This window comes from Umezawaea endophytica (genome assembly GCF_025061645.1).
GTDB lineage: Bacteria > Actinomycetota > Actinomycetes > Mycobacteriales > Pseudonocardiaceae > Umezawaea > Umezawaea endophytica.
This window is the reverse complement of record NZ_JANYMP010000016.1, coordinates 179,566-197,318: the sequence shown is the minus strand read 5'-3', so window position 1 is coordinate 197,318 and position 17,753 is coordinate 179,566. Positions and strand designations below refer to the sequence as shown.

The 17,753-nt window shown below is 71.8% G+C and carries 14 protein-coding genes; 8 read left to right on the top strand and 6 right to left on the bottom strand.

All coding sequences use genetic code 11. The features are described 5' to 3' along the window. The first annotated feature begins 77 nt into the window (after positions 1-77). Positions 78-1,235: a coiled-coil domain-containing protein gene (locus NZH93_RS30055; protein WP_259626607.1), complete on the top strand. Its 1,158-nt coding sequence runs from the start codon at positions 78-80 to the stop codon at positions 1,233-1,235. On the opposite strand, the gene NZH93_RS30050 is transcribed toward NZH93_RS30055, so the two are convergent. After that, positions 1,232-2,983: an ABC transporter ATP-binding protein gene (locus tag NZH93_RS30050; RefSeq protein WP_259626647.1), complete on the bottom strand. Its 1,752-nt coding sequence runs from the start codon at positions 2,981-2,983 to the stop codon at positions 1,232-1,234. The genes NZH93_RS30055 and NZH93_RS30050 overlap by 4 nt on opposite strands. Positions 2,984-3,006: 23 nt before the next feature. Next, positions 3,007-4,698 (bottom strand): ABC transporter ATP-binding protein, encoded by a 1,692-nt coding sequence (locus NZH93_RS30045; protein WP_259626606.1) that lies wholly within the window; start codon positions 4,696-4,698, stop codon positions 3,007-3,009. Positions 4,699-4,799: 101 nt separating this feature from the next. Here NZH93_RS30045 and NZH93_RS30040 point away from each other — a divergent pair, with 101 nt between their 5' ends. Genes NZH93_RS30040 through NZH93_RS30030 form a run of 3 tightly spaced genes read left to right on the top strand, consistent with a single transcriptional unit; the run spans position 4,800 to position 7,710 of the window. Next, entirely contained in the window at positions 4,800-5,834 is a 1,035-nt protein-coding gene (locus tag NZH93_RS30040; RefSeq protein WP_259626605.1) for a FecCD family ABC transporter permease, read from the top strand. After that, complete coding sequence (locus tag NZH93_RS30035) at positions 5,831-6,895, top strand: FecCD family ABC transporter permease (RefSeq protein WP_259626604.1); 1,065 nt, start codon at positions 5,831-5,833, stop codon at positions 6,893-6,895. The genes NZH93_RS30040 and NZH93_RS30035 overlap by 4 nt, the downstream gene beginning before the upstream one ends. Continuing rightward, on the top strand, positions 6,892-7,710 hold the full coding sequence (locus NZH93_RS30030; protein ID WP_259626603.1) for an ABC transporter ATP-binding protein: 819 nt from the start codon (positions 6,892-6,894) through the stop codon (positions 7,708-7,710). The genes NZH93_RS30035 and NZH93_RS30030 overlap by 4 nt, the downstream gene beginning before the upstream one ends. On the opposite strand, the gene NZH93_RS30025 is transcribed toward NZH93_RS30030, so the two are convergent. Next, the gene (locus NZH93_RS30025) at positions 7,697-9,664 is read right to left on the bottom strand and encodes an endo-beta-N-acetylglucosaminidase (RefSeq protein ID WP_259626602.1); all 1,968 of its coding nucleotides are present in this window, start codon (positions 9,662-9,664) and stop codon (positions 7,697-7,699) included. The genes NZH93_RS30030 and NZH93_RS30025 overlap by 14 nt on opposite strands. Before the next feature lie 231 nt (positions 9,665-9,895). Here NZH93_RS30025 and NZH93_RS30020 point away from each other — a divergent pair, with 231 nt between their 5' ends. Then, positions 9,896-11,950, top strand: a complete 2,055-nt coding sequence (locus NZH93_RS30020; RefSeq protein ID WP_259626601.1) for a UvrD-helicase domain-containing protein — start codon at positions 9,896-9,898, stop codon at positions 11,948-11,950. A gap of 80 nt (positions 11,951-12,030) precedes the next feature. Here NZH93_RS30020 and NZH93_RS30015 read toward each other — a convergent pair whose 3' ends face one another. The 3 genes from NZH93_RS30015 to NZH93_RS30005 form a co-directional block, all read right to left on the bottom strand. Next, positions 12,031-12,321, bottom strand: coding sequence for a hypothetical protein (locus NZH93_RS30015; protein WP_259626600.1), 291 nt, complete (start codon positions 12,319-12,321; stop codon positions 12,031-12,033). Next, the gene (locus NZH93_RS30010) at positions 12,318-14,498 is read right to left on the bottom strand and encodes a hypothetical protein (RefSeq protein WP_259626599.1); all 2,181 of its coding nucleotides are present in this window, start codon (positions 14,496-14,498) and stop codon (positions 12,318-12,320) included. Before NZH93_RS30010 ends, NZH93_RS30015 begins: the two co-directional genes overlap by 4 nt. 95 nt (positions 14,499-14,593) lie before the next feature. After that, positions 14,594-15,643 (bottom strand): LLM class flavin-dependent oxidoreductase, encoded by a 1,050-nt coding sequence (locus NZH93_RS30005; protein ID WP_259626598.1) that lies wholly within the window; start codon positions 15,641-15,643, stop codon positions 14,594-14,596. Positions 15,644-15,747: 104 nt separating this feature from the next. On the opposite strand from NZH93_RS30005, the gene NZH93_RS30000 reads away from it, so the two are divergent. From NZH93_RS30000 to NZH93_RS29990, 3 genes are read left to right on the top strand one after another with little or no spacing between them, the layout of a single operon-like run. After that, a complete protein-coding gene (locus NZH93_RS30000; RefSeq protein ID WP_259626597.1) occupies positions 15,748-16,050 on the top strand; it encodes a GNAT family N-acetyltransferase in 303 nt (100 codons plus the stop codon). 23 nt (positions 16,051-16,073) lie between these two features. Continuing rightward, complete coding sequence (locus NZH93_RS29995) at positions 16,074-17,087, top strand: MBL fold metallo-hydrolase (RefSeq protein WP_259626596.1); 1,014 nt, start codon at positions 16,074-16,076, stop codon at positions 17,085-17,087. After that, the gene (locus tag NZH93_RS29990) at positions 17,087-17,737 is read left to right on the top strand and encodes a TetR/AcrR family transcriptional regulator (RefSeq protein ID WP_259626595.1); all 651 of its coding nucleotides are present in this window, start codon (positions 17,087-17,089) and stop codon (positions 17,735-17,737) included. Before NZH93_RS29995 ends, NZH93_RS29990 begins: the two co-directional genes overlap by 1 nt. Positions 17,738-17,753 lie beyond the last annotated feature (16 nt).

Sequence of the window (17,753 nt, the reverse complement as noted above, 5' to 3'; positions counted from 1 at the left end):
GGCACATCGACGACCTCAAGAGGCTGGAAAAGCTCCACCTCCAGCAGTTCGAGGACCTCAAAGTCCAGCGGGACAAAGTGAGCGGACTGTTGGCCCCGCTGCTCAAGATAATCTCCTGGCTGGAGCGGGATCGGCGATCCGTGCGGGGTGAACTCGAGGCGTTGGACGCCAAGCTGAAGGGCGTCGTGAACGAGAACGAGGTGCTCAGGGAGAAGTTCGACGAGTTGACCAGGTACGTGGCCGAGGTCGACGTGCAGTTCGCGCGGACGCGGGCGGCGCTGGGCGAGGTTCGCGAGGACGAGGGGTTCGTCCAGCTCATCCTCCACACGCTGAGGGCTCGGTGGTACATCTTCTACCCGGATCGGGCCGAACCGGAGGAGCCCGTGACCACTCCGACCGCGCGTGTCGAACTCACCGCGAAGCTCGACGAGGAAGCGGACCTGCTGGACCACTGCCGCCGGGTGCTCGACGAGGTGCACACCATCCAGGTCGAGGTTCGGAAGGCACTGGCCGAGCTCGCCAAGGGCGTGTTCAAGACGGATACCGCGACTGCTGAGCACGACACGGCAGCCGACTTCCCCCGGTCGACCTCCGACCTCGTGTTCCAGCGGAGGTTGGCGCGCACCGAGCAGCAGCTCCGCGAGGTCCGCATCCAGCACAAGCAGCGTGCCGCCGAGGCCGAGCGGAAGCTCCGCGAGGTCGAGACCGAGCACAAGAAGTTGCAGGATGCCGAAGCCAAGCGGATATCGCGCCAACTCCAGCAGGAGAGGACGAAGGCGACGCAGCGCGGCACGTCCTCCGGCTCGACGGACCGCCGTGTGGTGGAGACGAACGGCCTGTTCGCCGGAACCGGCTTGTTCCTGGCGGGACTGCTCGTCCGGGAGGTGCTGAGGATGCGGGAGCTGTCGGACACCCAGCAGTTGTTCCTCACCGCGCTCACATTCGTCCTGGTCGGCCTTCCCTGCTGGTCGCTCGTCAAGTGGGCGCGGTCGGCGGAGGGGCCCGCTCCCGGCACGGCAGCGCTGGCCGCTGTCCTGTGCGTCGTCGTGGGCTACTTCAGTTGGCCCGTCGCACTCGTCCCGGTGCTGCTCGCGCTCTCGGCCGTGGTGGTGACCAAGAGGGTTGGTGGTGGTTTCGTCCTGGTCGCGGTGGTGGCGGTCGTTTTCGCGGTGTCGCTGCCCCGGCTGGTGTTCTGGTCGTGGACCGGGGTCGACTGGTTCGCGTCCCTCTTCTAGCGCTGGTCCGACCAAGCCGCCCACAGTTCCGCGTACCGGCCACCGGCAGCCACCAGTTCCGCGTGCGTCCCGCTCTCCACGACCCGCCCGTGATCCAGCACGACCACCCGATCCGCGCCCGCCGCCTGCGTCAGCCGATGGGCCACCAGTAGCCCGCTGCGGCCCTCCAACGCCGCCGTGGCGGCGGTCTCCAACACCCTGGCTCCCGCGCTGCCCGCGTCGGCGGTGGCCTCGTCCAGGACGGCGATGGGGGGATCGGCCAGCACCAAGCGGGCCAGGGCCAACTGTTGGGCCTGTGCGACGGTCAGGCGGTGGCCGCCCTCGCCGACGACGGTGGCGAGTCCGTCGGGCAGTGCCCGCGCCCACGGCAGCGCGCCGACGCGGTCGAGGGCGGCGTGCACCTCGGCGTCGGTGGCGGTGGGCTTCGCGAGGCGGAGGTCGTCGGACAGCGGGCCCGAGAAGACGTGGACCTCCTGCGTGATCAGCGCGATGGTCCGTCGGGTGGTGGCCTGGTCGAGGTCGAGGACGTCCGTGCCGCCGAACGTGATCGTGCCGCGCGTCGGCTGGTGGACGCCCGCGATCAGCTTGGCCAGGGTGGTCTTGCCCGCGCCGCTCGCGCCGACCAGCGCGACCCGTTCACCGGGCGCCAGGTCGAGGGTGATGTCGTCCAGGACGTCGTGGCCGGTCTCGTAGGCGTGGCCGACTGAGGAGACCTTGACGGTCGTGTCCGTCAGCGCCGTGCCGGTGTCGTCGGACGGCACCTCGGGCCGGTCCGCCACCCCGACGAGCCGCGACAGGCTGGCGGCGGCGGACTGGGCGTCGTCGGCGAGCGACAGGGCGGCGTTGATCGGGTTGAACAGGCTGTGGAAGTACAGCGCGGCGGCCGTGGCGGTGCCGATGGTGGCGGTTCCGTTGCCCGCCAGGAAGAAACCGGTGACCAGCAGCGCCGACAGGCCGACGTACTCGGCGAGGTTCAGCCTGCTGAAGAAGCCGCCCAGCAGCCTGATGCACCGCATGGTCATCCCGACCGCGTGGCTCGACCGCTCGGTCACGCGCCGCACGTGGTCGTCGGCCAACCCGAAGGCGCGCACGGTCGACGAGCCGCCGATGGTCTCCAGGAGTTGTTGCTGCTGCTCGCCGATCGCGATCCGCTCGGCGCTGTACATGGTCTTGGCACCGCGGCCGTACCAGCGCAGCGTGAGGACCTGCACGGGCGCGGCGACGAGCACCGCCAGCGCGAACCGCCAGTCCAGCACGGCCAACGCGCCCAACGTCAGCACGATCGTCAACGCGGACCGCGCCATCAGCGGCAGCGCCTGGCGCACGGCCTCGGCGATCTTCGTGACGTCGCCGGTCACCCGTGCGGTCAGGTCACCGGATCCGGCTCGCTCGACCTGCTCCAACGGCAGGTTCAGCGCGCGGTCGATGAACCGCTCGCGCAACTGCGCCAGCATCCCCTCGCCGAGCCGGGAGATCAGCGCCGCGCCCAACGCGGTCGCGCCGCCCTGCGCGACGGCGACCAGCGCGAGCAGCACGACCGGGGTGGTGATGGCGCTCGACGGCTGCCGCGTGGCGACCAGGTCGACGATGTCGCCCAGCAGCGGGGCGGTGGCCAGGCCCACGCCGGTGCCCGCGAGCAGCACGGCGATCGTCGAGGCGGCGAGCAGGCGGCGCTCGCGCAGCATCACCCGCACGGCCGCCCAGGTCTGCGCGGCGCTCGCGGTGGGGAGGAGTTCGCGGGTGGACATGGCTTCCTCCTCGGATCCGGTCGTCACGACAGCACCGCCGCGCGGTAGTCGGCGTGCGCCACGAGGGACGCGTGCGTGCCCTCCGCGGTCAGCAGGCCATCGGTCAGGACGACGACCCGGTCCGCCACCGCGAGCAGAGCCGGACTGGTCGCCACGACGATCGTGGTCCGGCCGAGGCGCATCTCGCGGATGCCCCGCGCCAGCGCCATCTCGGTGACGGCGTCGATGGCGGTCGTCGGGTCGTGCACCACCAGCACCGGGGGAGCGGCGGCCAGCGCGCGGGCGAGCGCGACCCGTTGGCGCTGCCCGCCGGACAGCGACCTGCCGCGTTCGGCGACGATCGTGTCGGCGCCCTGCGGCAGGGCTTCGGCGACGTCGTCCACGGCCGCCGCGGTCATCGCCAGGTCGACGTCCGACTGCTTCGCCGACACGGCGCGGATGTTGTCCACCACGCTGTCGGAGAACAGGTCGGCCTCGTGGGCGGCCACGAGGATCGCGGCCCGCACCCGAGCCGGGTCCACTGTGGACAGCGCGACGCCGTCCAGCTCCACGGACCCCGAAGCCGGGTCGACCTCGCGGGCCAGGCAGTGCAGCAGCGCCGTCGCGTCCGCCGGGTCGGCCGCCACGACGCCGACCAGTTCGCCCGGCGCGATGTCGAGGTCGACGCCGCGCAGCGTGCCGTGGGTGAGGCCGCGCAGGCGGATACCGCCCGCGACCGGCGTGGCCACGTCGGCGGACCCGGCCCCCAGCGCGGAGGGCGCGGAGAGGACCGAGGCGATCCGGTCGGCCGACGCGCGGCCCATCGCGAACGCGCCGTTGACCCACGAGATGACGTTCAGCGGCCACAGCAGGAACTGGGCGAGGCCGACGGCGGCGACCAGTTCGCCGATCGTGATCGAGCCGTCGGCGGCGAGCGTGCCGCCGACCAGCGCGATCAGCGCCAGCAGCAGCCCGGTGACCGCGAGCATCGAACCGTCCAGGAACGCCTGCGCGGTGGCGGACCGGATGGCCGCGTCCTTCGAGCCCTGGCTGGTGCCGCGGTAGCGGTCGACGGCGGCGCGCTCGGCGCCGATGCCCTTGAGCGAGCGCAGGCCCGCGACCAGGTCGGCCGCGATGCCGGACGCGTTCGCGGCCCGTTCCTGCTCGGCTTCGCTGCGCCGTTCGAGCGGCTTGCCGAGCAGGTGCGCGAGGCCGAGCAGCAGGGGGGTGGCGACCAGCACGACCAGCCCGAGGACCACGGAAACCCGCAGCAGCGCGACGGCGCCGACCAGCAGGCCAGTGCCCGCCGCGACGGCCGTGGGCAGGGCGCGGTTGACGTGGCCGACGCGCAGCGCGTCGCTGGTCGCGATGGTGACCAGACCACCGGCGAGCCTGCCCGTCTTGGCCCCGCCGCGGTGGTCGAGCACCCGCTCGGTCAACCGCAGCCGCAACGCGTGCGCGGCCTTCTCGGAGGCCAGCTCCCCGGCCTGGAGGCTGACGCGGAAGCTGAACGACAGCACCGCGAACACCACGCCGAGCGCCACCAGCCACCAGACCAGTTCGACGGTCGCGCCGGTCGACACCGCGCGGTCGATCACCACGCCGATGATCACCGGCACGAGCGCCTCGCCCGCCTGGTGCCCCGCTCCGGCTATCGACGCCGCGGTGACGTTGCGCCACTGGCCCTTGATCGCGGACCTCAGGACGTCGCGACCCGTAGGTTCTCCGGCGCGCACTAACCCACCCCATGCATTCGGACGGCCAAACGGGACGGTAGGTAAGGCTACGCTAATCTGGTCGATGGTCAGGAGGTCGGCTTCGACACAGGGGAGATGCGGTGGGCGCCGCGGTGCAGGTCCGGCCACGAGGTGGCACCAGCCACGCGGTCCGCGCGGTGGGTCTGCTGATCGCCGTCGGGGTGCTGGTGTTCGTGTTCATCCTTAGCCTGTGGGTCGGCACGCGGAACATCCCGTTCGGCGACACCTGGCAGGTCCTGCTGCACAACGACGGCTCCACCGAAGCCGTGATCATCCACGACCTGCGCGTCCCGCGCGGCGTGATGGGCGTGCTCGTCGGCGGGGCGCTGGGCTTGGCGGGCGCGCTGATGCAGGCGCTGACCCGCAACCCGCTCGCCGACCCCGGCCTGCTGGGCGTCGAGATGGGCGCGTCGGCCGCCGTGGTGGTCGCCATCGCGTTCACCGGCATCACGACCGTCACCGGCTACATCTGGTTCGCCTTCGCGGGCGCCGCCGCGGCCTCGGTCGTCGTCTACGTCCTGGGCTCGTCCGGCCGGTCGGCCGCCACCCCGGAACGGCTCGTGCTCGCGGGAGCGGCGATCACCGCCGTGCTGGTGGCGTTCGTCTCCGCGGTGCTGGTGCTGGACACCCAGGCGTTCAACGCCTTCCGCTTCTGGGACGTCGGCGCGCTGGCGGGCCGCAAGATGGACGCCGTCACGCAGGTCGCGCCGTTCATCCTGGTGGGCGTCGGCCTCGCGCTCGGCCTCGCCAGGTCGCTCAACGTGCTGGCGCTCGGCGACCAGACCGGCAAGGCGCTGGGCGCGAACCTCGGCCGCACCCGCGCGATCGGAGCGCTCGCCGTCACGCTGCTGTGCGGTGCGGCCACGGCCGCCGCGGGCCCCATCGCGTTCATCGGCCTGACCATCCCGCACGTGGCGAGGATGATCGTCGGGCCGGACCAGCGGTGGGTGCTGCCGTACTCGCTGGTGCTGGCGCCGATCCTGCTGATCGGCGCGGACGTCGTGGGCCGCGTGGTCATCGCGCCCTCGGAACTCCAGGTGGGCATCGTCACCGCGTTCCTCGGCGCCCCCGTCTTCATCGCCCTGTGCCGCCGCCGCAAGCTGGCGGAGCTGTGAGCGCGCCCGCGCGGGACCGGCGAGCGGTCCGCGGCCGGGTCGTCCGGACCGGGTTCGTCTCCTTCCGGTTCGCCGAGCGCGCGGTCGTGGTGGGCCTCGCGCTGCTGGCCGCGCTCGTCGGGCTGAGCCTGGTCACGATGACCAGCGGCGACTTCGAGCTGACCGTCTCGGAGGTGGTCAGGTCCCTGATCGGCCATGGCGACGGCGCGTCGGACTTCATCGTGCTCACGCTGCGGCTGCCCCGGCTCGTGACCGGAGTCCTGGTCGGGGCCGCGCTCGCGGTCAGCGGCGGCATCCTCCAGAGCCTGTCCGGCAACCCGCTCGCGAGCCCGGACATCATCGGGTTCACCCAGGGCGCGGCGACCGGCGCGATCCTGGTGATCGTCCTGGTCGACGGCAGCATGGTCCAGGTCGGCGCGGGCGCGCTCGTCGGCGGCGTGGCGACGGCGGTCGTGGTCTACCTGCTGGCGTTCAAACGGGGCGTGCAGGGATTCCGGCTGATCCTCATCGGCATCGGGGTCAGCTTCATCATGCTGTCGCTGAACAAGTACCTGATCACCCGCGCGTCGCTGACCGACGCCATCGCCGCGCAGGCGTGGCAGGTCGGCGGGCTCAACGGCCGCGGCTGGGACCACGTTCAGGTCGTCGGCGTCGCCGTCGCCGTGCTGCTGCCACTGGCCCTGTACTTCGGGCGGCGCCTGGCGCTGATGGAGATGGGCGACGCCACGGCCAAGGGCCTCGGCGTCGACTCCGAGCGCACCCGGCTCGTGCTGATCGCGATCAGCGTCGGGCTGGCCGCCGTGGCGACCGCCGCCGCCGGTCCCGTGTCGTTCCTCGCGCTGGCCGCGCCGCAGTTGGCCCGCAGGCTCACCGGGTCCGCGGGCGCGGGCCTGGTCCCGACCGCGCTCATGGGCGCCCTGCTGCTCGTCGCGGGCGACTTCGCTGTGCAACGGCTGTTCTCGCCCGCCCAGCTCCCGGTCGGCATCGCGACCGGCGCGCTCGGCGGGCTCTACCTGGTCTGGCTGCTGGCGCACGAATGGCGGAGGGGGATCGCACGATGACGCGACTGCGTGCGGAGGACCTCACGCTCGCCTACGACGAGCGCACGGTCGCCGAGGGGCTCGGCGTCGTCATCCCCGACGGGTCGTTCACGGTCATCGTCGGCCCGAACGCGTGCGGCAAGTCGACGCTGCTGAAGGCGTTGGCGCGCATGCTGAAGCCGAAGCTGGGCGCGGTGTACCTGGACGGCGAGGTCATCACGACCTACCGGTCGAAGGAGGTCGCGCGCAGGCTCGGCCTGCTGCCGCAGACGTCCATCGCGCCCGGCGGGATCACCGTGGGCGAGCTGGTGGCGCGCGGCCGGTACCCGCACCAGCGGCTGCTCAAGCAGTGGTCCGAGCAGGACGAGTCCGTGGTCACCGAGGCGATGCGGCTGACGAACGTGCTGGACCTGTCCGACCGGATGCTCGACGAACTGTCCGGCGGCCAGCGGCAGCGGGTCTGGCTCGCGATGGTGCTGGCGCAGGAGACCTCGATCCTGCTGCTGGACGAGCCGACGACGTTCCTCGACATCGCGCACCAGGTCGAGGTGCTCGACCTGTGCGCCGACCTGCACGAGCACGGCGGCCACACGCTGGTGGCCGTGCTGCACGACCTCAACCAGGCGTGCCGCTACGCGACCCACCTGATCGCGATGAAGCCCGGCGAGGGCATCGTGGCGCAGGGGAACCCGACCGAGATCGTGACGGCCGAGCTGGTCGAGGACGTGTTCGGCCTGCCGTGCCGGGTGGTGCCCGACCCGGAGACCGGGACGCCGCTGATCGTGCCGCTGAGGCGGCAGCGGGTCCCGGTCGCCGAGACCCTCACGGCACGGTGACCCCACTGGCCGTGGAGGTGGCGAACGCCTCGCTCACGGCGACCACCTCCACGGTGATCGCCTCACCCGCGGCCTTCGCGACCGCCGGGACGTAGTAGGCGTCGTTCGGGGTGCCGCCGAGGAACGCCCGCGTCCCGTCGGCGTTCCGCTGGTACACGCGGTACTGCCGGACGGCGCCGGTCGACCGGACCCAGCTCAGCCGCAGCGCGGCGGTGGTCGCGTCGACCTGGGCGACCTGCTCGACCGTGACCGCGCCCGGAGCCGCGACCGGGTCCGGCGTGCAGCTCGCGTGGACGCCGAGCCTGCCGACGTACCCGGTGAACTCCGCCCCCGCCGTGACGCGCAGGGAGATCCCGACCAGCTCGCGGCCCGCGTGGGCGGTCAGCGTGAACGTCTTGCGCTGCCAGCCGCCCGCGGACGTGCCGATGTCCAGGAACTCCGTCGTGTCCGGCGCGTCGGCGAACTGGAGGCCGATCCGCAGCCGGGACGCGCCCTCGGCGGCGGTCGTGAAGACCAGCTCGACGGAACTCTCCGCGGTCAACGGGAGCCGCGTGGCGAACAGGCGGACGTCGTTGTCGGCGCTGGGGGTCCCGGTGATCTTGAGGGACGTGCCGCCGTCCCACGGGGTGTCCCAGTCCAGGCTCGGGACCACCTTCGTGCCGGTCGACTGGACGCTCCAGCGCCACGTGGGCAGCACGTCCTGGAGGCTCAGGTTGTTCCACGGGTTCGGGTTGAGGACCTGGCCGCCCACCGCGAACTTCCTGCCGTGGCCGGTGTTGAAGTTCGTGACGAACGGCAGGGTCGTGATCGGGGTCAGCTCGGTGACGTAGTGGGCGACGCCCTTCCAGGCCGCCGTGGACGTCGTGTCGGCCGGGTCGCCGTTCGGACCGATCCAGAACCTGTTGTCCCGCGCGTAGAAGTCGGCCGGGCTGGTCGAGCTCTTGAAGGTCCACTCGGGACGGTAGAAGCCGAGCGAGGTGACGTGCGGCCTGCCCTCCGGGAACACCGACGCCCAGCCGACGGAGGTGTTGTAGCCGTTGGACTCCACGTCCACGCCGGAGTACAGCTCGTACGGGTCGCGCCCCAGCGTCCTGGCCAGCGCGGCGGAGTTGGCCAGACCCGTCGCGCTCCACCAGAAGTTGAGGAACATCTCGTCGCTGGACCGCTGGGCGCCGTCCTGGAGGAACTGCTGGTTGGCGGCGGTCAGGGCGTTCTGCCAGCTCACGCTGCCGGTCCTCGTCATGGCGTCGTACCAGATGGTGTGCAGGCCACTGGCCTCCAGGTACACCATGAAGTCGCGCATGGTCGACGCGAGCGCCGTGTCACCGCCCGCCGTCTCCTGGTTGATGAACCAGCCGTCGAAGCCGTGGTGCCTGGCGACCTCGATCAGCTTGTCCGCCACCGGGAACCGGTCGCCGTCGCGCTGCACGAAGTCCCGCACCCACTGGATCCGGCCGCCGTACGCGGTCGGCGGCAGGAACACGTTGCCGATCACCTTGACGCCGTTGCGGTGCGCGGCGTCCGTGACCGTCGGGTTCGGGGCCAGGATCAGCCCCTCGGACGCCGACCCGCCCCAGAAGACGAGGGTGTCCATGTACTGCCAGTAGTTCGTCGCGTAGTAGTTCATGCTCGGCGCGCCCTGCGCGGGGTTGTCGCTGGTCGGCGCGTACGCGACCAGCGACTGCACCTTCGCCTCACCGGGGCGCGCGTGCGCGTTGGCGGGACGCGCGGGCACCACCCTGGGGGCGAGCGGGACGGAGCTGCGGTTGAACCTGGCGTCGGGGTCCGTGGCCGGGTCCCAGGCCAGGAGCGTGTTGGGGTGCCAGTAGGAGGCGAACGGCTGCCCGTTCGCCGCCGCGTCGATGTCGGCTACCGCTTCCGCGAAGCCCAGGGGGAGTAGTGGAGTGGCCGCTGCCGCGAGGCCGAACTTCATGAACTGCCGCCGTGTGGACACCCTCCCGACCCTAGATGTCCATACCAATTCACGTGCCGCATCCATTGGAGTGAAAGGGAAAGGCCATCCAAGACGGGCGTTTCACGGACGGTGTTCCCGACCAATGGGCCTTGACGAGCAGCACAGGACGAACCCGCCGGCTTGACAAAGGGGAGAGAATAGAAAGTCGGCCCATTTTTTGGAATGCGGCCGCCTATGCATCTATTGTAGCACGAAAGGATCGGGCGTCACATGGAGGAATTGCTCGCGGAACGCGAACGCGTCGCATTCCTGTACGAGAAGCTGGACGGCCAGCGGGCTGTGGCGTTGCGGGCGCTGGAGGAGGCGCTGGGGGACACGGGTGCGCAGCGGTGGCAGCGCGAGGTGACCGTGCGGACGTTGTCCGACCAGCTCAGCAGGTTGCGGATCGCCGACGACGGGCTGTGCTTCGGGCGGACCGACCACGTCGACGGGACCCGCACCTACATCGGGCGGGTCGGGTTGTTCGACGAGGGGGACGAGTACGAGCCGTTGTTGACGGACTGGCGGGCGCCCGCCGCGCGGCCGTTCTACGTGGCGACGGCCGCGGTTCCCGAGGGGTTGACCAGGCGGCGGCACTTCCACACCCGCGGCAGGCGGCTGCACGACTTCCACGACGACGAGCTGAAGCTGGACGGAGTCGCGCTGAACGCCGCACTGGACGCGCCGCGCGAAGAGGCCATGCGGGACATCGTCGCGACGATCCAGGCCGAGCAGGACGAGATCATCCGGCTCGACCACCAGGGCGTGCTGGTGGTCGAGGGCGGGCCCGGCACCGGCAAGACCGCCGTCGCGCTGCACCGCGTCGCCTACCTGCTCTATACGCAGCGCGACCGGCTCGCCAAGCGCGGTGTGCTGATCGTCGGCCCGAACTCGGGGTTCCTGAGCTACATCGGCAACGTCCTGCCGTCCCTCGGCGAGACCGACGTGGTGTTCGCGTCGCCCGGCGACCTGATGCCGAGGCTGCGGACCGTGCGCGAGGACGTGCCGGAGGTGCAGCGGATCAAGGGGAGCCTGGACGTCCTGGACGTGCTCGGCGCCGCCGTGGCGCAGCGGCAGGAACTGCCGGACGAGCCGATCCCGATCGAGCTGGAGCACGCGGTCATCGACCTGGACGCGGCGCTGGCGGACAAGGCCCGCACGATCGCCCGCGCGGCCGGGATGCTGCACAACCACACCCGCGCGGTGTTCCACGAGGCGCTGGTGGACGTGCTGCTCGACGCGGCGCTGGCCGAGATCGACGAGCCGTGGGACGGCGTGAAGCGGGACGTGCGGCGGGAACTGTTCGCGCACCGCGAGCTGCGCGCCGCGGTCGACGTGCTGTGGCCCGCGCTGACCCCGCGCCGGTTCCTGGCCGAGTTCTACGAGTCCGCCGAGCGCTGCGCGGAGCTGGGCGTGCCCGAGCTGCACCGCGAGATCGGCAGGGCGTGGACGGTGTCGGACGTGCCGCTGCTGGACGAGGCCGCCGAGCTGCTGGGCGAGAAGCCCTTGAAGCCCAAGGAGGAGAAGGCCGAGCAGGAGTACGCGCAGGGCGTGCTGGAGATCCTCGACACGGACCCGGCGCTGGACCCGGACGTGCTGCGCGCGGTCGACCTGATCGACGCCGAGCACCTGGCCCAGCGGCACACCGAGCGCGACCACCGCTACCTCGCCGAGCGCGCGGCGGCCGACCGCGAGTGGACCTACGGCCACGTCGTGGTCGACGAGGCGCAGGAACTGTCCGAGATGGACTGGCGGGTGCTGTTCCGCCGCTGTCCAAGCAAGTCCTTCACGATCGTCGGCGACCTGTCGCAGCGGCAGTCCGCGGCGGGGGCCCGGAGCTGGGCCGGGATGCTGAACAGGTACGCGGCCGACCGGTGGCTCTACCGCGAGCTGGCGGTCAACTACCGCACGCCCGCCGAGATCATGGACGTCGCCGCCGCCGCGCTGGCCGAGGTCGACCCGGACGCGACGCCGCCGAGGTCCGTGCGGCACAACGGCATCGAGCCGTGGGCCGAGCTGGTCGACGACCTGCCCGCCGCGCTCGCCCGCAGGCTGGCCGAGCCGCACGCGGGCACGGTCACCGTCATCGCGCCGGAGGGCGTGGAGCTGGACGGACCGGTGATCACGCCGCGCGAGGCCAAGGGCCTGGAGTTCGACACGGTCCTGGTCGTGGAACCGCACCGGATGACGCCGGGGGAGCGGTACGTGGCGCTGACGCGCGCGACGCAGCGGCTCGGCGTGCTGCACACCGAACCACTGCCGGAATCGTTGCGGAGCCTCGCCTAGTCCGGGCTGGGCCGCGGTGGGGTCTCACGGGCGCGGTGACCGCCCCGCGCCCGTGAGACCGTCCGGGCGGGTCGCCCGGACTAGAAGACCGGACCTTCCGGGGCGTCGCCCATCCGCGGCGCCCCGGAGGGGTCGAGGTCGACGCGCAGCCGGTGGGCGCCGGGTTCGATCCGCCTGCTCCGCGCCTTGTCGCGCACGCGGACCTCCAGCGTTCCGGCCGCCGCCGCGGGGATGCGGACGACGTCGGCGAGACCGACCGAGTAGTTCGTCGTGACCCCGCCGCGCCGCCACACCTCCGTGCCGTCCAGGTACACCGCGACGTCGTCGTCGGCGAACCCGGTGCCGAGCTCGACCTCCAGTTGTCCGGTCACTCCAACGACCTCAGCACCGACACGGGCTCGTTCTTGGACTCCGCGAGCTGCCTCGCGTCCTCCTTCAACGCCTGCGCCCGGTTCTCGTCGCCCTCGCCGCGGTAGGCGTCCGACAGGTACGCCAGCGCCTGGTACACCGTGAGGTTGTCGACCCCTTCGTCGCCGCGCGAGGCGTCGACCACCTGCCGCAGCAGGTTCTCGCCCCGCCCGAGGTCGCGTTCCCTGGTCCGCACCTCGCCGTTCTCCAGCACCTCGGTGTACGGCCGCGCCGCGTTGATCCCGAGCGCCAGCTTCGCGTACAGGGCCGCCGGGTGGTCGCCGTAGTCGGAGGCCACTGTTTCCAGTGCGCGCGTGCCCTCGGCCAGGTACCGCGAGTCGGAGCCCAGCAGCGTGAGTGCCATGCCCGCCTGGTCGGTGAGCAGCAGGTCGGCGACCTGCTCGGACTGCTCGGTGCGCGGGGCGGCGATCCGCACGGACGTCGCGTTCGACACGATGAGCGAGCCGTCGGGGGCGACGTAGGACGCGCGGATCCGGTACGTGCCGGGGTCCTCGAAGATCTGCCCGACCGTCGCGTCGTAGCCGATGTACGCGCTGATCGGCTGCGACTCGCCGTGCCCGTCGAGCACGAGGTCGGGGACGGCGCAGTGGCTCACGGGCGGCTGGTGCACGACGACGTCGCCGCGCGGCCTGCTGATCGCGACCTGCACGAAGCGGTACTTCGGGTGGAGCTGCTCGCGCCGGTGCACCTGCTGGGTGCGCTCGACGACCAGCTTGATCTCCAGCACCACCGGGGTGCCGAGCACCGGTCGGTCCGGGGTGACCGCGATCCGCAGCTCCAGCCCGCTGGTGTCGAGGACCGGGTCGGCGAAGCCGTCCTCGGCCTCCAGCGCCGCGCCCGTGCCGAACGGGTTGCCGCCCATGATCACGTTGTTGCGGAAGCCGTGCCGCACGTGCGCCAGCTCCAGGTCGTCGAACTGGAACGGGAACGCGCCCCAGAACGCCGCCGCGCCACCGGGAGCACCGCCGCCGGGGGCGTAGTTCTGCGGGTAGTTCATCCACGACAGGCTGCCCGGCCGGTTCGGCAGCGGCGGCGTCATGAACGTCTTGTGGAACGAGTGGAACAGGTTGAAGCAGTGGCCCAGCTCGTGGGTGTTCACGTAGAGCTGTTCGCGCAGGTTCGCCGCCGTGCCCGCGGAGATGGCCTGGTAGAAGCTCGCGCAGCCCTGCCGCTGAAGCCCCTGCTGGTCGAACATGATGCCGCGCAGCCCGACGCCCAGCTCGTGCCGCATGGCGTGCAGCAGCCACACCTTGAACTGGGACCGCTCCTGGTAGCGCGAGAAGTGGGCGACCATCGCGTTGTGCAGGCTCGCGTTCGTCCAGATGTGGCTGCTCGACGTGGTGATCACGTTGCCCGCGCCGGTGTCGACCATCTGCACGCCCGCCTCGGCGTACGCGCCCGCGGTGCTCAGCGTCCGCGCGGGGCCGCCGCTCGGCAGCGAACCCGTGTTGTACGAGGCGAAGGCGGTGACGCCCGCCTCGGTGTCCTGCTCCAGCTCGACGGTCCGGAACGCGCCGGACTCCCAGGAGCACGCGTACGTCGCGCCCGGTGTGCCGGTCGGGGTCGACCAGCGGATCGTCGCGGGCGGCGCGGGCTGGAAGACCGTGACCCGCGGGATGGTCACCCTGGCGACGGTGTACGTGGTGGTCCACGTGGTGCGGGCGGTGCCGATGATGGTGACCAGCGTCGGTGTCGTCGTGATCGTGACGGCGTCGACCGTCCACGAGCCGAAGTACGTCGTCGTCGCGCCGGAAACGCTGAAGTAGTCACCGCTGAGCTTGCGCAGCGGCCGTCGGCCGTCGACGTCGACGCGCAGTTCGAGCTGGAATCCCAACGCGGGCGAGCGGTACCTGCCGCTGGCCGCCCTCGTGGGCAGCGGGATCGGGATCGAGGCCGCCTCGGGCTCCAGCGTCCTGGATTCGATGCGCTGCAACACCTCGTCGGCGGTGAGGTGGGGTTCGGGAGGCCGTTCGTCCAGCCCTGCCGGTGATAACGGGCCGCTCGGGTCCGCCGTCGTGATCTGGTGGTACAGGTCCCTGCCCGCTTCGTCGGCGCCCACCTGCTGGTCGAAGGAGAGGTCCTGGCCCGCGTACGCGGCGTTCGGTTCCATGACGGTCATCTGCGTCAGCTCCTCGGGACGGGGGTCGGCGTCCCGGTACGAGGAGGTGACGCAGGGCAGAGACGAACCTCCTCGGCCGAGGGACGCTCCGCGGGCTATTGTGCTCCCGCGATCCCTTGCGCCACAGAGTCTTTGGTCCCTCGCCTCAGGCTATCCGCGCGATGCAAACGGGGTATGACCTCGGCTCCGAACAGCCTGATCGCGTCGAGCACCTCGTCGTGCGGCAGGCCGCCGACGTCCACCATCACCAGGTGGGCGTCGAGGTCCAGCAGAACCGCCAGGTCGTTGAGCCGGGCGGTGACCTCGCCGGGGTCGCCGCACACGGCCGCGCCCTCCATCAGCAGGTCCACGTCCACGTCGCCGTCACCACGCCACGGGTCGGCGAACGTGGCGTACCCGCCGAGGTAGGGCCGCCACCGGTCGCGGGCGTCCGCCGACGACGGTGCGACGAAGACGTGGCTCGGCAGCGCGACACGACCCTTGTCCCCCATGGCTTCCCGGTACCGCTGCACGACCGGGACGTGCGTTCCGGGGTCGCGCAACGTGCTCGGCAGCATCAACGGCATCCCGAGTTCGGCACCGAGGTCCGCCGACACCGCGGAACCGCTGCCGATCCACACTGGAGGGTGCGGGCGCTGCAACGGCCGGGGCGTCGTCGTCACGCCTTGCAGCGGCGGCCGGAAGCGGCCCTGCCACGTGACGTCCGACTCCTCCAGCAACCGCAGCAGCAGCCGCAGGTTCTCGTCGAACCGGGCGCGCAGCTCGTCGGAGTGGATGCCGAACACCGCGTCCGTGCGCGGTGACACGCCCCGCGCGACGACCAGTTCCGCGCGACCGAGGGACAGCACGTCCAGCGTCGCCAGTTCCTCGGCGACCAGCACGGGGTCGCGGTGCGCGAGCAGGGTCACACCGGTCGACAGGCGCAGCGTCGTCGTGCGGGCGGCGATCGTCGCGAGCAGCAGTTCCGGCGCGGACACGATGTACCGGGTGAAGTGGTGCTCGCCGATCGCGACACCGGTGAAGCCCGCGCCCTCCGCCACGACCGCCTGCTCGACGACGGCCTGGAGCCGGGAGGCCTCGCTGACGACGGCACCCGTCACCGGGTCCGGCAAGTGGTCGCCGAGGATCAGCAGGTAGACGTCCATCGTGCCATCCTGCCCCGCCGGGCTACGGTGGGCGGACCGGTCGCCGGAGATGATCACCGTCGACCCGACGCCCGAGGTGTCCGCGACGAGGTGGAGGTCAACCCATGGCGACCGTGGTGGACAACGTGCAGTTGCACCGGTACGAGGTCGTGCACGACGGCGCCCTGGCCGGGTACGCCGAGTACCGGCGCTCCTCGGGCTCGATCATGTTCACCCACACCGTGATCGACGACGCGTTCGCGGGCAAGGGGCTCGCGTCGACGCTGATCAAGCACGCGCTGAACGATGCCCGCGGGGTCGGGGTCGCGGTGCTGCCGCAGTGCCCGTTCGTGAAGGGGTACATCTCGAAGCACCCCGAGTACCTGGACCTCGTGCCGGAGGACCGGCGCGCCCACTTCGGCCTCTGACCACGTGCTACCGTCCGGTAACCATGACGGACTGGACGGAGCCAGGTGTCTTCGAGGTGGCGCCGGGCGTGTTCCGGATCCCGCTGCCGCTGCCGAACGACGGCCTGCACACGGTGAACGTGTACGCGATCGACGACGGCGACGGCGTCGTGATGATCGACGCGGGCTGGGCGCTGGACGAGGCTACCGACCGGCTGGAGGCGTCGCTCGACACCCTCGGGTACGGCTTCGCCGACGTCCACCGGTTCCTCGTCACCCACATGCACCGCGACCACTACACGATGGCCGTGGCGCTGCGGAGGCGGTTCGGCACGCGCGTCGCGCTGGGGCTCGGTGAGCAGCCGTCGCTGGAACGGGTGATCGCGGGCCGCGCCGAGGGGCAGGTGGTGAACCTGCGCCGGTGGGGCGCCCCCGACCTGGCCGCGCGGTGGGCGGCGGTCGCGGTGCCGATGGAGGTGAGGGCGTCCGCGATCTACGAGGAGCCGGACGAGTGGCTGACCGGGGAGACCCGGCTCGACCTGGCCAAACGGGTGCTGACGACCGTGCCGACGCCGGGCCACACGGCCGGGCACGTGGTGTTCGTCGACCAGGAGTCGTCGCTGCTGTTCGCTGGCGACCACGTCCTGCCGCACATCACGCCGTCGATCGGCTTCGAGCCCGCGCGCCCCGAACTGCCGCTCGGTGACTACCTCGACTCGCTGCGCCTGGTGCGCGAGCACCCCGACCTGCGGTTGCTGCCCGCGCACGGCCCCGTCACCGACAGCGTCCACGCCCGCGTGGACGAGCTGCTCCAGCACCACGCGGACCGCCTGGAGGCCACGATCGACTCGGTCGCGGGCGGCACGGCCACCGCGCACGAGACGGCCCGCAGGCTCGGCTGGACGCGCAGGCAGCGGGAGTTCGCCGAGCTGGACCTGTTCAACCAGGTGCTGGCGACGGGCGAGACGGCGGCGCACCTCGACGTGCTGGTGCGCGACGGGCGACTCGCCGCGTCCACTGTGGACGGAGTCGTGCACTACAGCGCTACGCTGACCTGATGGTGACTCGGGGCGACGCCCGTCGTGAGCAGATCCTGTACGCGGCTATGGTGGTGTTCGCCGACCACGGCTACCACCGGGCCTCGCTGGCCGGGATCGCCGAGCACGTCGGCATCAGCCAGGCGGGGCTGCTGCACCACTTCCCGACCAAGCCGAGGCTGCTGACGGCCGTGCTGGAGGCCCGCGACCGGCTCGACCGCGAGTGGCTGGCCGAGCTGGACCCGGACGGCCGCACCGGGCCCCGGCTGCTGGTGAACCTGCTCCGCCTGGTCGACCGCAACCGCAGGCTCGGCGGCCTGGTGCAGATCTACACCGCGCTGGCGGGCGAGAGCGTCACCGACGACCACCCGGCGCGGGCCTGGTTCACCGACCGGTACGGGCGCGTCACGGCGTCCGTCGAGGCCGGGCTGCTCGCGGGCGCCGACGCGCTGCGCCCCGACGTGGACTGCGCGCTGCTGGCCCGCGAGGTCGTCGCGGTGATGGACGGCCTCCAGTTGCAGTGGCTGCTGCGGCCGGACGAGGTCGACATGGTCGCCGCGTTCCGCGACTACGCCACCCGGCTCATCAGGTCCACCGCGCTCGACCCGGAGCCCCTCGTGGCCCTGCTGGCCTCGGCGGTTCCGGTTCCGCTCCCCGCTCACGCCGGGTAACGTGCGGATAACGAAC

Coding starts and splice junctions, on each gene's coding strand:
- NZH93_RS30050 (WP_259626647.1), bottom strand. CDS start 2,983: ATGTCCACCCGCGAACTCCTCCCCACCGCGAGCGCCGCGCAGACCTGG.
- NZH93_RS30030 (WP_259626603.1), top strand. CDS start 6,892: ATGACGCGACTGCGTGCGGAGGACCTCACGCTCGCCTACGACGAGCGC.
- NZH93_RS30020 (WP_259626601.1), top strand. CDS start 9,896: ATGGAGGAATTGCTCGCGGAACGCGAACGCGTCGCATTCCTGTACGAG.
- NZH93_RS30010 (WP_259626599.1), bottom strand. CDS start 14,498: ATGACCGTCATGGAACCGAACGCCGCGTACGCGGGCCAGGACCTCTCC.
- NZH93_RS30005 (WP_259626598.1), bottom strand. CDS start 15,643: ATGGACGTCTACCTGCTGATCCTCGGCGACCACTTGCCGGACCCGGTG.
- NZH93_RS30000 (WP_259626597.1), top strand. CDS start 15,748: ATGGCGACCGTGGTGGACAACGTGCAGTTGCACCGGTACGAGGTCGTG.
- NZH93_RS29995 (WP_259626596.1), top strand. CDS start 16,074: ATGACGGACTGGACGGAGCCAGGTGTCTTCGAGGTGGCGCCGGGCGTG.
- NZH93_RS29990 (WP_259626595.1), top strand. CDS start 17,087: ATGGTGACTCGGGGCGACGCCCGTCGTGAGCAGATCCTGTACGCGGCT.